This is a genomic window from Kitasatospora sp. NPDC048194 (assembly GCF_043202455.1).
GTDB lineage: Bacteria > Actinomycetota > Actinomycetes > Streptomycetales > Streptomycetaceae > Kitasatospora.
On the sequence record NZ_JBIDAK010000001.1, the window covers coordinates 283,684 to 295,668 of the forward strand.

10 protein-coding genes are annotated in these 11,985 nt (G+C 72.2%); 4 read left to right on the forward strand and 6 right to left on the reverse strand.

Annotated features, from left to right (window positions below; genetic code table 11):
* Positions 1 to 46 precede the first annotated feature (46 nt).
* From ACGF07_RS01450 to ACGF07_RS01460, 3 genes are all read left to right on the forward strand, one after another.
* Positions 47 to 883 carry a hypothetical protein gene (locus tag ACGF07_RS01450; protein ID WP_392894447.1) on the forward strand — a complete coding sequence of 279 codons (837 nt, stop codon included), beginning with the start codon at positions 47 to 49 and terminating at the stop codon, positions 881 to 883.
* Positions 884 to 951: 68 nt separating this feature from the next.
* Positions 952 to 2,403 carry a glycosyltransferase family 2 protein gene (locus ACGF07_RS01455; RefSeq protein WP_392894449.1) on the forward strand — a complete coding sequence of 484 codons (1,452 nt, stop codon included), beginning with the start codon at positions 952 to 954 and terminating at the stop codon, positions 2,401 to 2,403.
* Positions 2,404 to 2,418: 15 nt separating this feature from the next.
* Positions 2,419 to 3,618 carry a glycoside hydrolase family 113 gene (locus ACGF07_RS01460; protein ID WP_392894450.1) on the forward strand — a complete coding sequence of 400 codons (1,200 nt, stop codon included), beginning with the start codon at positions 2,419 to 2,421 and terminating at the stop codon, positions 3,616 to 3,618.
* A 72-nt stretch (positions 3,619 to 3,690) separates the two neighbouring features.
* Here the strand turns inward: ACGF07_RS01460 and ACGF07_RS01465 are convergent, their stop codons facing one another.
* Both ACGF07_RS01465 and ACGF07_RS01470 read right to left on the reverse strand, forming a co-directional pair.
* Positions 3,691 to 5,853: an acyltransferase family protein gene (locus ACGF07_RS01465; protein ID WP_350744135.1), complete on the reverse strand. Its 2,163-nt coding sequence runs from the start codon at positions 5,851 to 5,853 to the stop codon at positions 3,691 to 3,693.
* A 192-nt stretch (positions 5,854 to 6,045) separates the two neighbouring features.
* Positions 6,046 to 6,540, reverse strand: coding sequence for an N-acetyltransferase (locus tag ACGF07_RS01470; protein ID WP_350744134.1), 495 nt, complete (start codon positions 6,538 to 6,540; stop codon positions 6,046 to 6,048).
* Between the two features lie 400 nt (positions 6,541 to 6,940).
* On the opposite strand from ACGF07_RS01470, the gene ACGF07_RS01475 reads away from it, so the two are divergent.
* Positions 6,941 to 7,891: a helix-turn-helix domain-containing protein gene (locus ACGF07_RS01475; protein WP_392894452.1), complete on the forward strand. Its 951-nt coding sequence runs from the start codon at positions 6,941 to 6,943 to the stop codon at positions 7,889 to 7,891.
* Here ACGF07_RS01475 and ACGF07_RS01480 read toward each other — a convergent pair whose 3' ends face one another.
* From ACGF07_RS01480 to ACGF07_RS01495, 4 genes are all read right to left on the reverse strand, one after another.
* Positions 7,892 to 8,677, reverse strand: coding sequence for a histidine phosphatase family protein (locus ACGF07_RS01480; RefSeq protein WP_350744132.1), 786 nt, complete (start codon positions 8,675 to 8,677; stop codon positions 7,892 to 7,894).
* 155 nt (positions 8,678 to 8,832) lie between these two features.
* Positions 8,833 to 10,443: a monocarboxylate uptake permease MctP gene (mctP, locus tag ACGF07_RS01485; protein ID WP_392894454.1), complete on the reverse strand. Its 1,611-nt coding sequence runs from the start codon at positions 10,441 to 10,443 to the stop codon at positions 8,833 to 8,835.
* A complete protein-coding gene (locus ACGF07_RS01490; protein ID WP_350744130.1) occupies positions 10,440 to 10,703 on the reverse strand; it encodes a DUF3311 domain-containing protein in 264 nt (87 codons plus the stop codon). The genes mctP and ACGF07_RS01490 overlap by 4 nt, the downstream gene beginning before the upstream one ends.
* A gap of 282 nt (positions 10,704 to 10,985) precedes the next feature.
* Complete coding sequence (locus tag ACGF07_RS01495; protein ID WP_392894456.1) at positions 10,986 to 11,774, reverse strand: GntR family transcriptional regulator; 789 nt, start codon at positions 11,772 to 11,774, stop codon at positions 10,986 to 10,988.
* Positions 11,775 to 11,985: the final 211 nt, after the last annotated feature.

Here is an 11,985-nt window from a genome sequence, read left to right on the forward strand (position 1 = left end):
GCTGCGTGCACGGCCGGGTGAGGGTCCGAAGGGGCGGGGGTAGGGGATGGCACAGACACGTCCGATACGCGGGGCCGGTGGTCTCGCGGTCGGTTGGGGTGCGGTGCTGCTCGGTTGGGCGGCGTACAACTGCTTCGGCCAGGTCGGCTTCGCCGCCTACCTCAAGGGCATCTTCTACTACGGCGGCAGCTCGGTGGCCGCCGAGACCGGGAGCCTCAACTACGGTCTGCTGTACCTGGTTGCGGGGATCCTGCTGCTGCGCGGGCGCAGTTGGGCACTCGGGGTGGCGGCAGGCGTGGCGCTCGTCGAGGGCTACAACCGGGTGCGCAGCCTGACCGGCGCGCTGCTGGACCGGCCGCAGCGGGAGTGGTTCACCGGCACCACCGAGGGCTGGCTGAAGCTCGCGACCTTCGCGATCGGCGTGGTCGTCACCACGGTGCTGATCCTGCTGCTGGCCCGCTCCGCGCGGGGGGAGCGGCCGGAGGCCGCGCCGGCCGGGGAGCCGCACTGGTCGATCATGCAGACCGTGCCGTCGGCGCCGACGCCCGTGCCGTACGGCCAGCCGCAGCCCGGATGGCCGCAGCAGCAGCCGGCCCAGCCCGTCTGGCACCGGCAGGTGGCAGCCCAGCAGCCCCACGCCCAGCCCCAGCAGCAGCCCGCCGGCTGGCCCCCGGCGCAGCCGCAGCCCCCTCAGCCGGTGCCGTACGCCCAGCAGCCCACGCATACGGCGCCGTCGTACCAGCCGACCGTCGCCCAGCAGCAGTGGCCCGCCGTGCCGTCCGGTCCCGCCCCGGGCGGGGCGGCCCCCGGACCGGTGGCGCCCGGCCCGGGCGTGCCGCCGCCGGCCGACACGCCGCCCGCGGACCGCCCGCCCCAGGCCTGACCGCTCACCGACGACCCGCGCCCCACCTCGGGGCCGGACCGACACCAGACGAGGAACGACTTCCGACCATGACGACGACAGCCCCTGCGCGGACGGTGCTCACCACGTCCCGGGAGGCCGCCCGGCTCGCCGAGCGACAGATGTCGTGGAAGCCCCGGGTGCTGCCGTTCTACGTCGCCTTCCTGATCATCTTCGCCTTCTCCCTCTGGGCGTACGTCCCGAACCCGACCCCGCTCGGCTGGGCGATCACCATCCTGTGGGGCATGCCGGTGTTCGGCGTGCTGATCGGCTTCCAGGGCGTGCTGATGGTCCGCCGGCGGCTGCGCCAGGTGGACAAGATGACCCCGCCGGCGCCGGTCGAGGACGACTTCCTGATCGTGCTGGTGCCGACCATCGGCCGCCACGACACCTATCCGGCGCTGGAGCGCTCGGTGCTCTCGTACGTCGAGCACCTGCCGCCGTACTTCCCGTGGATGCGGGTGGACATCCTCACCGAGGAGGGCTGCGCCGCCGCGGAGAAGATCGACGAGCTGGCCGAACGCCACCCGCTGATCCGGGTGGTGACCGTGCCGAAGGCGTACGAGACGGCCAACGGCACCAAGTTCAAGGCCCGCGCCAACCACTACTCGCACGAGCTGCGGATCGAGGAGGGCGAGGCCGAGGACGACGTCTGGGTGCTGCACATGGACGACGACACCGGCGTCGGCCCGGACACCGCCGCCGCGGTCGCCCAGTTCGTCAACCGGCAGCGCCGCGCCGGTGACGACGCCAAGCACATGGCCCAGGGCATCCTGACCTACCCGCGGGAGAACGCCGTCTCCACCTTCACCTGGCTCGCCGACGCGATCCGCCCGGCCGACGACATCGCCCGCTTCCGCGCGATGACCGGCACCGGTACCCCCATCGCCGGCGTGCACGGCGAGCTGCTGATCGTGCGCTCCTCGGTGGAGGCCACCATCGGCTGGGACTTCGGGCCGAAGACCATCGTCGAGGACGCCCAGATGGCGTTGAACTTCTGCCAGCGCTACCCGGGCCGCAGCGACTGGTTCAACGGCCGCTGCTACGGCGCCTCCCCGGCCGGCGTCAAGGACTTCCTCAAGCAGCGCGAGCGCTGGGCCTGGGGTCTGGTCGCGCTCTGCTTCAACAAGACGATCCCGTTGCGGTACCGGCTGTTCATCGGGATGGGCATGGTCAGCTGGGTGCTCGGCCCGCTGCAGCACGTCGGCCTGGTGCTGATGGTCGCCTGGTTCACCGGCACCTGGAACACCTCGCCGGTGACCCAGTCGGTGGTGCTGCTGTGGGCGATCAACTTCGCGTACGTGATCTGGACCTACTGGGAGGGGCTGCGGCTGAACGTGGTCTCCTCGGCCAACCACCGGCGCAAGTGGTGGGAACCGGTCGTCGTGGTGGCCTGCATCCCGCTGTTCTCCTTCCTGGAGGGCTGGGGCGGCCTGCGGGGACTGATCAAGTTCCTCAAGCGCGAGGAGAACAAGTTCGTCGTCATCGCCAAGCCGGCCTGATCGGAAAGCACGACTGTGAAACGCCCCGCGATCTTCGTCCTGCCGACCCTGGTGCTCGGCATCACCGTCGCCGTCCCGGTGGTCTGGGGTGACCACCCGATCAGGTTCGACCACCGGCGTCCGACCGAGGTGCACTGGGCCGGCGCGCCGACCGAGCAGGGCCGGGTCTGGGGCTTCGGCAAGGACGCGCCGCCGGCCCCCGCGGACACCGGCCCCAAGGTGGCCCGACCGTGGACCAAGGGCAGCCCCGAGTGGGGCGTGCAGGTGTACTGGCTGGACGACCCGGCGGACCCGGACAGCTTCGTCCAGGGCAAGGTCGACCGCATCGTCAAGTACGTGGTCGGGCTGAACGCCAACTCGCTGTCGGTGACGTTCCCGTACTACACCACCGGCACCAAGTCGAACGCCGTCGCCGCCCGGCCGACCTCACCGACGCCGGAACGCCTCGCGCTGCTGCTCGACGCCGCCCACCGGGCCGGCCTGCGCACCACCGTGCGTCCGATCATGGACGAGGAGGTGTTCGACTACGTGCACACCCTGAAGTGGCGCGGCAACATCGCCCCGACCGACCGGGACGCCTGGTTCGCCAGCTACGCCGCCTTCCTGGCGCCGTACCTGAAGACCGCGCAGGACCACGCGGTGGCGGAGTTCACGATCGGCACCGAGTTCAACTCGCTGGAGGGCGACCCGCACTGGCAGGGCCTCATCGACGAGGCCCGGAAGGCCTTCCACGGCGAGCTGGTATACGACGCGAACTTCGACAACTGGTCCAAGGGCCCGATAGCGGTCCCCGCGGACGGGACGGGCGCGGACGCCTACCCCCCGGCGAAGAACGCCGACGACGACGCTCCGATCGCCGACCTCAAGGCCAGTTGGAACGCCTGGCTGGACAAGCGCGGCAAGGGCCCCCAGCCCACCACCAAGCTCACCGAGGTGGGCATCCCGGCGCAGAAGGGCGCGTACAAGACGCCCGGCGAGTACTACAAGAAGACCGAGCTGAACGAGGCCGTGCAGGCCACCTGGTTCACCGCGGTCTGCCAGGTGGCGCAGGAGCGCAAGCTGCGCGGACTGTACTTCTGGTCGCTGTACTTCGGCATCGACCCCACCCTGCCGACCACCCCGGACACCCCGCGGATGGACTACGCCGGGCGCCCGGAATCCGAGAAGGCGATCCGCGACTGCTTCGCGCAGACGTACGAGGTCCCGCAGCAGTAGCGGTCCCCGAGGGTTCCGGGCCGGCGGCTCGAGCCGGGGTACGGCCGCGGTCCGCTTACGGCTGGGGCCGGGCTACGGCTGCGTCTCCGCCGGGTGGTCGCCGGTCCCGGCGGTCGCCCGGCCGGTCGGCGTCCTGGTCGGCTTGGCCGGGGTGGACCGGCCTGTCGGCCGGGTGGTCGCCGTGGGCGTCTGGCCGGCCCTGGGCGTGGCGGTCGGGGTAGCCGTCGGGGTCGGCGTGGCCGCGGGGGTCGGGGTGGGCTCCGGGCCCGGGTGGTCCGGCCGGGCCCCGGACAGCGCGTCCGCGATCTGCTTCTCCAGCCACGGGGTCACGAACCGCATGCCGGCCGGCGTGAGGTGCACCCCGTCGTTGGCGGGGGTGACCCGGTGGCCGTCCTTGTCCCGCCAGACGCAGGTGTCGTACGGGCAGTAGAAGGTGTCCAGGTCGAGCAGCGTGACGGTGCCGCCGGAGGACTTCACGAAGTCGCCGACCTGCTGGTTGTAGCAGGTGCCCCAGGTCTTGTTGATGGCGCCGTTCTCGACGCGCTCGTTCATCAGCAGCACCTGGGCGCCGGGCGCGCGGCGGCGGACCTGTTCGGCGGCCTGGGTGAGCTGGGTGCGGTACCGGTTGCGGTAGTCCTCGTCGCAGGGGTTGAGCCAGGTGCCGTCCAGGTACTGCTCGGCGGCGTCCCAGCCGAGGTGGATCACGACGGCCTCGGGCGCGGCGGAGTCGAGCTGCCGGTCCCACTCGGCCGTCCGGTTCCGGCAGTCCGTACTGGTCTCGAACTCCGTCCCGGAGGTGGTGCGCACCTTGTCCGGGTCGAACACGCCGCAGCCGCTGATCCCGCCGTCGACCACCCGGTAGCGGTCGCCGTGCCGGTACAGGCCGGTGGCGAGGTCCTGGGCGAAGGAGTCGCCGAGGACGAGGACCACGGGCTCGCTGCTCGACCCGGACTTCATGTCGTGGGTGACCCAGGCCGGCAGGTACCAGGCGCCGGTGGTGGCCACCGCGGCCGTGACGGCCAGCAGCGGAACGGCCGGGAAGGCGCGCCAGCGCAGCACCCGCAGCTTCTCGGTGGCGGTGTGCAGCAGCCAGGCCAGCACCCAGGAGACCGGTGCGCCGATCAGCAGCAGCTTCTGCGGCGATATGTCGTCGACGTAGTGCTGGAGCAGCCAGTACACCGGCAGGTGGAGCAGGTAGAGGCTGTAGGAGATGGTGCCGGTGAGCCGTACGGGGGGCAGCGACAGCAGCCACACCAGCGGGCCGCGGTCGTGGCAGAGCGAGGCGGTCAGGACGGCGGCGAGCGCCGCCACGAGGGCCAGTCCGCCCTGGTAGAGCCACGGTTCGTGGTACGAGCCGACCGACAGGCTGGCCCAGACCAGGCCGCCGAGGGCCGCGGTGCCGACCAGGGTGGGCAGGGCGGCGCCCCCCGACGGGCCCCGCCGGGGGCGGCCGCCGTCCGCTTCGTCGGCGGCCGTCGCGCGGACCCGGCGGCGCATCCACAGGTAGACCCCGAAGGCGGCGGTGGCGCCGGCTGCGAAGCCGACGGCGCGGGTCTCGGTGCCGAGGTAGAGGCGGTCGCTGTTGTCGCCGTCCCACATCAGCGGGGCGACGGCGGCGGAGGCGACGAACAGGACGGCGGTGGCGATGCCGGTGGCCCGCAGGGAACGGCGGCACAGGCCGAAGATCATCAGCAGCAGCACCGGCCAGACCGCGTAGAACTGCTCGGTGATGCTGAGCGACCACATGGCCGCGAGCGGGTCGATCGAGGCGAAGTGCTGCCAGTAGGCGTCACCGCGGGAGAGCTGCGCCCAGTTGGCGATCTGGGCGAGTGCGGCGAGGGCCTGCGGGCGCAGGTCCTTGACGTCCCGTAGCGGACTGACCAGGGCGGACAGCCCGACCACCAGGATGACGGTGGCGAGCAGGCCGGGCAGCAGCCGCTTGGCGCGGCGGCGGTAGAAGACGCCGAGCCGGATGCCGTCGGTGCGGTCCAGCTCGCGGATCAGCACCAGGCTGACCAGGAAGCCGGAGAGCACGAAGAAGACGTCCACGCCGAACAGGCCGTTCTGGAACCAGTCGGTGTGGTACAGCAGCACGGAGGCGATCGCGACGCCGCGCAGCCCGTCGACCGCCGTGAAGCGGACCGAGGGCGGCAGGGGGCCACGCGGCTCGGGGACCGGTGCGGGAATGGCGTAGCGGCTGGTGGTGGGCGCCTTGATGCCCCGTGCCTCGCGCATGTCCTGCAGCGTGGGGCCGCTTCCGGGCACGCCGAGACCGGGCCCGTCGTCCATGTGGTGCGTCCCCCCGGGGTCGATCGACTTCCGCGACGTGTCGAAGACGTGTCTTGATCTGTGGTTTATATCAAAAGTCGTCTGTTGATCGTCCGCCGGTCACCGGGGAGGGGGTGCCCGGTGACGTCCACCGGGGCGTCAGAACGCCATGGTGTAGACCATCAAGTCCATCCCCGGGTACGGCGCCCAGTCGCGGGCCGGGGTGCGCCGGAAGCCCGTGCGCTCGTAGACGCGGTGCGCGGCGGTCATCTGCGGGCGGGTGGAGAAGGCCATGCCGGCCAGGTCGAGGGCGCGGCTGCGGGCGATGGTGGCGCGCACCAGGGCCTCGCCGACGCCGCGGCCGCGGGAGGCGGCGGCGGTGGCGAGCATCCGGATCTCGCCCTCCTGCGGGGTGGCGATGTCGGCCCACGCGGTGCCGCCGACGGCGAAGGTCACGCAGCCGAGGACCCGTTCGTCGGACGCGTCGACGGCGACCAGGAGTTCGGCTTCCCGGGCCCGGCGCCCGGCGTCCCGCAGCAGACCGACGTAGTCGCTGGTGGGCCGGGTGTGGCCGTCGCCGACGAAGGCCTCGACGGTGACCCGGCCGGCGTCCTCGAGGTCGCGCGGGAGGGCCTGACGGATGAGGAAGTCCATCGGGCCAGTGTGCCGGAGCCGTGGGCGGTGCGGATCTCGGGGGTGGAGCGGACCGGGAGGGTGGCCGGGTCGGCGGAGGGGCGCAGGGAGGCGGCGGGCATGGTGCCGTACAGCCGGTCGGGGCGGGCGGGGTCGGCCGGGTAGCCGCCCGGGCGGTGGTAGTTGTCGCGGCCGGTGGCGGTGCTGCGGGAGAGTTCGCGGCCGATCATGGCGCCGAGGAGGCCGAAGCCGCCGACGGCGCCGGCCAGGGCGAGTGCGGTTGCGAGGGTGCCGGGTTCCATGGACACCACTGTGGCCGGGCGGTGCGGGGCCCCGCGAGTGGCAGGAATGACCGTTTGCCTCGAATTCCTGCCACCGCGGGCCTTCCCCGCGCCCGGCCCTGCGGGGCATGCTGGGCGGCATGCTGAAGAACGTCGTCGCGGTGGTGCTGGAGGAGGTCCACCCCTTCGAACTGGGGGTGGCCTGTGAGGTGTTCGGCCTGGACCGCACCGCGGACGGCCTGCCCGGGTACGACTTCGCGCTGGCCGGCGCCCGTCCGGGCCCGCACGCGACCCACTCGGGCTTCGCGGTGGACGTCCCGTACGGGCCCGAGCGGCTGGCCGGGGCCGACCTGGCGGTGGTGACGGCCTCGGGGATCCGGGAGCGGTACCCGGAGCCGCTGCTGGAGGCGCTGCGGGGGGTGGTCGCGAACGGCGGGCGGGTGCTGTCCATCTGCAGCGGCGCCTTCGTGCTGGGCGCCGCCGGGCTGCTGGACGGCCGCCGCTCGTCGACCCACTGGCGGCACAGCGAGGAGCTGGCCGAGCGGTTCCCGAAGACGGTGGTCGAGCCGGACGTGCTGTACGTGGACGACGACCCGGTGATCACCTCGGCGGGTACGGCGGCGGGCATCGACGCCTGCCTGCACCTGGTGCGCAAGGTGCAGGGGGCCGAGGTGGCGCGGGCGATCGCCCGCCGGATGGTGGTGGCGCCGCACCGGGAGGGCGGGCAGGCCCAGTTCGTGAACCGTCCGCTGCCCGAGGGGGACGGCGACTCGCTGGCGCCGCTGCTCGACTGGATGCGCCACCACCTCGACCAGGAGGCCACCGTCGAGCAGCTGGCCGCCCGGGCGCACATGTCGCCGCGCACCTTCGCCCGGCGCTTCCAGCAGGAGACCGGCACCACCCCGCACCGCTGGCTGACGGGGCAGCGGGTGCTGCTGGCCCAGCGGCTGCTGGAGTCGACCACCGAGTCGGTGGACGTGATCGCCGCGCGCTGCGGCTTCGGCAACGCGGCCGTGCTGCGGCACCACTTCGGGCGCCGGCTGGGCACGACGCCGCTGGCGTACCGGCGCTGCTTCGCCGACTCCTGCTGATCAGCCGGCCAGGTGGTCCACGGCGTTCCAGCCGTCCGGCCGCAGCCGCCCCTCCTGGGCCCGCCACACGCTGGTGGAGCAGTTGTGCACCGGCCCGAGCGCGGTGAGCTGCGCCTCGGTGAGCCGGTCCAGCGCGTAGCGCAGCATCAGCACGGTGCAGTCGTGGGCGACCAGCAGGACGGGCCGCCCGGCCTCCTCCTCGCAGAGGTCCCGCAGCAGGCTGCGCACCCGCAGAGCTACGTCGGCCCAGGACTCGCCGCCGGGCGGCCGGTAGTACAGCTCGCCCATCTTGCGCCGCCGGGCCGCCTCCTCCGGGTGCTTGGCCTCGATGGCGGCCTTCGGCAGCATCTCCAGGATGCCGAGTTCGCGGTCGCGCAGCCGCTCGTCGTAGCGGACGGCCGGGGTGACGGGGACGGCGCCGAGGCCGGCGGCCTGGGCGAGCGCGATCCGGGCGGTCTCGGTGGTGCGCACGTACGGCGAGCACCAGACGCTGCGCGGGCGGTCGGCGCCGGGCAGGGCGGCCCACCAGCGGCCGAGCGCCTGGGCCTGCTGCCGGCCGCGCAGCGACAGCGGGATGTCGGCGTCCCGGCAGCTGATCGGGACGCTGAGCGCGCCGACGGCCTCGGCCAGCTGGAACTCCACGTTGGCGGTGGACTCGCCGTGCCGGGTGGCGATCAGCACGGACGGCAGCCGGGTGGCCGCCGCCGGGCGGTGGGCGGTGACGTGGTGGTGCGGGCTCTGGGTGGACTGGTGCTGGCCGTTGAGGGTGGTGCCGAGTTCTGCCATGGCCGCGAGCTCCCCGTGGGTCGATCAGGTTCCGGCCGGTCGCCGGTCCGGTCTGGTGGTGCCCGGCGTGCACGCCCGTTCATACATATGATCGCGCCGCCTCCTCCAGTGTTCACGGAGAAGGCGGCACGATCACAGGGCGCGCGCGACGGCAATCAGTGCGCCGCTACGGGCTCCGGCGCGTTCTCGAGCTCGTCGTCGCCGGCCTCGGCGCTGTAGTCCGACGGCTTGGTCTCGTCCGGGCCGTCGGGCGCCTTGACCACCCGCAGCACCAGGGTGAGCGCGACCGCGACGATCAGGTTGAGCGCGAAGGCGGTCAGGCCGATGTAGCCGATCTCGCCGATCCCGGGGATCTCGGCCGCGTTGCCGCCGAAGTGCTTGGTGGCCGGGCTGGCGATCCCGTAGGCCTTCCAGGTGCCGTAGACCATGCCGGCCGCCCAGCCGACGAACAGCGCCCAGTGGTGGAACCAGCGGGTGAACAGGCCGCCGACGATGGCCACGAAGGTCTGCAGGATCCACAGGCCGCCCAGCAGCTGGAGGTTGATCGCGGCCTGCTTGTCCATGCCGAGCACGAAGACCAGCGCGCCGACCTTGACCAGCAGCGAGACCAGCTTGGCGATCCGGGTCTCGTCGGCGGGGGTGGCGGCGGGCTTGAGCCACTCCTTGTAGACGTTGCGGGTGAACAGGTTGGCCGCGGCGATGGACATGATCGCGGCGGGCACCAGCGCGCCGATGCCGATCGCGGCGAAGGCCACGCCGGTGAACCAGTCCGGGAACATGTCCGCGAACAGCTGCGGCACCGAGAGCTGGGCGTTGAAGCCCTTGACGCCGCCGCCGACACCGGCCGCGATCGCCATGAAGCCGAGCAGTGCCAGCAGGCCCAGCATCAGCGAGTAGGCGGGCATGATCGCCATGTTGCGGCGCACCGTGTTGCGGGACTTGGAGGCCAGCACGCCGGTCACCGAGTGCGGGTACATGAACAGGGCCATCGCCGAGCCGAGGCCCAGCGTCGCGTACGTCCACTGCTTGTTGTCGGGGACGGTCAGCGAGCCGGCCCTGGTCTGCTTGAAGTGGTCCGCGGCGGCACTGAAGATGTGCCCGTAGCCGCCGAGGCGGATCGGGATGTAGACCACCGCGACGATGATCACGATGTAGACCAGGGCGTCCTTGACGAAGGCGATCAGCGCCGGGGCGCGCAGCCCGGAGGAGTAGGTGTAGGCGGCCAGCACGCCGAAGGCGATGAACAGCGGCAGGTCCTTGACGAACCAGTTGGCGTTCGCGCCGCCGCCGACGCCCAGCACGTCCAGCACCGCCTGGATGCCGACCAGCTGGAGGGCGATGTAGGGCATCGTGGCCAGGATCCCGGTCAGCGCGACGACCAGGGACAGCGGCCGCGAGCCGTACCGGCCGCGGACGAAGTCGGCCGGCGTCACGTAGCCGTGCACCCGGGAGACCGACCAGAGCCGGGGGAGGAAGAGGAAGACCAGCGGGTAGGCGATGATCGTGTACGGCACCGCGAAGAAGCCCGCCGCGCCGCTCGCGTACACCGCGGCCGGGACGGCCACGAAGGTGTACGCGGTGTAGAGGTCGCCGCCGAGCAGGAACCACGTCACCCAGGTGCCGAAGCTGCGTCCGCCCAGGCCCCACTCGTCCAGGTGGGCCGCGTCGTCCGCGCGGCGCCAGCGGGAGGCGAGGAAGCCCATCGCGGTGACCAGGAGGAAGAACAGCACGAAGACCACGAGGGCCGGCACGTTGACGTCCTTCATCGCGCACCGCCCCGGCGGGCCGCGGCGCGGGCCTTCTCGTCCCGGTTGATCAGCAGGTACGCGGCGACGGTGAACACCGCCGAGACCGGCACCCAGAGCAGCTGGTACCAGTAGAAGAACGGCATCCCGGCCACCGCCGGGTCGTTCTTGTCGTACGAGGACACCCAGAGCATCGCCACGATCGGCACGAGCAGGGCGAGCCCGGCCAGCACCCGTTCCGGGGTCACCGCGGGGACGGGCCGCCCCGCTGGCTTAGGCATGACAGGTTCGGTGGGGGCTTGGTCAGACGGCATCTTCGGCTCCGCTCCGGAGGGTTCCCCGTCGGCGCCGCAGCCCCGGGAGCCGTCGCGCACCCCCGTGAGCCCGCCGAGCAGCACCATCGGTGATCGGCAGTCAGTACGGCTGCGCAATCTAGAGCATGGAGTGATCCATGTCACCGGGATTGGCGCAACTTCCCGGCATCCGGACACGAACGGGCACCGGCGCGCAGGGCGCGCGCGCCGGTGCCCGAGGTGTGGAAGGGCGTGAGGGGGAGGAGTCGCCTACTCCGGCCGCTTCAGCCGGGTGATGAACTTGTAGCGGTCGCCGCGGTAGATCGAGCGCACCCACTCGACCGGCTCGCCCTCGGCGTCGAAGGAGTGCCGGGAGAGCTGGAGCATCGGCAGGCCGAGGTCGGAGCCGAGCAGTCCCGCCTCGCGCGGGTCGGCCAGGGTGGTCTCGATGGTCTCCTCCGCCTCGGCCACGGTGACCCCGTAGACCTCGCGCAGCGCCGCGTACAGCGAGTTGTGCTTGGCGAGGTTGCGCCGCAGGGCGGGGAAGCGCTTGGCGGACAGGTGGGCGACCTCGATGGCCATCGGGTCGCCGTTGGCCAGCCGCAGCCGCTCGATCCGCAGCACCCGGCCGCCGGGCTTGATGTCGAGCAGCGGGGCGAGCCGGTCGTCGGCGGTGATGTAGCCGATCTCGATCAGCCGGGAGGTGGGCTCCAGGCCCTGGGCGCGCATGTCCTCGGTGTAGGAGGTGAGTTGCAGGGCCTGGGCGACCTTGGGCTTGGCCACGAAGGTGCCCTTGCCCTGGATGCGCTCCAGCCGGCCCTCGACGACCAGTTCCTGCAGGGCCTGGCGGACGGTGGTGCGCGAGGTGTCGAACTGGGCGGCCAGGGCGCGCTCGGGCGGGACCGGGGTGCCGGCGGGCTGGGTCTCGGTCAGCTGGAGGAGGTGGCGCTTGAGGCCGTAGTACTTGGGGACGCGCGCGGTCGGGTCGGCGCCGGGCGTCGGGAGGTCGTTGACCTCGGGGTCGTCGACCTGGGCGGTGGTTCCCCCGTCGCTGCTCATCGGACCTGTTCTCCCGCTTCTCGCGGAGCCCTTTACAGCCCCGCCACATCGTTAACGGGTCACATCGTTGCATGTATGGCTACGGAACGAATACCTCATCACGCGTTGAACGATGTGCGGTGTCGGCTTGATAACGGGTGGTCGGGATCGGTCGAACAGCCGTTGACAGGCCCATTGGTCTAGGCCAAGCTCCAGGCATCTGGTCTACACC

Bases quoted from the DNA above. Each gene is read 5' to 3' on its own strand.
- ACGF07_RS01475 (WP_392894452.1), top strand. From the start codon at position 6,941: ATGCTGAAGAACGTCGTCGCGGTGGTGCTGGAGGAGGTCCACCCCTTC.
- mctP (WP_392894454.1), bottom strand. From the start codon at position 10,443: ATGAAGGACGTCAACGTGCCGGCCCTCGTGGTCTTCGTGCTGTTCTTC.
- ACGF07_RS01450 (WP_392894447.1), top strand. From the start codon at position 47: ATGGCACAGACACGTCCGATACGCGGGGCCGGTGGTCTCGCGGTCGGT.
- ACGF07_RS01490 (WP_350744130.1), bottom strand. From the start codon at position 10,703: ATGCCTAAGCCAGCGGGGCGGCCCGTCCCCGCGGTGACCCCGGAACGG.
- ACGF07_RS01480 (WP_350744132.1), bottom strand. From the start codon at position 8,677: ATGGCAGAACTCGGCACCACCCTCAACGGCCAGCACCAGTCCACCCAG.
- ACGF07_RS01495 (WP_392894456.1), bottom strand. From the start codon at position 11,774: ATGAGCAGCGACGGGGGAACCACCGCCCAGGTCGACGACCCCGAGGTC.
- ACGF07_RS01465 (WP_350744135.1), bottom strand. From the start codon at position 5,853: ATGCGCGAGGCACGGGGCATCAAGGCGCCCACCACCAGCCGCTACGCC.
- ACGF07_RS01455 (WP_392894449.1), top strand. From the start codon at position 952: ATGACGACGACAGCCCCTGCGCGGACGGTGCTCACCACGTCCCGGGAG.
- ACGF07_RS01470 (WP_350744134.1), bottom strand. From the start codon at position 6,540: ATGGACTTCCTCATCCGTCAGGCCCTCCCGCGCGACCTCGAGGACGCC.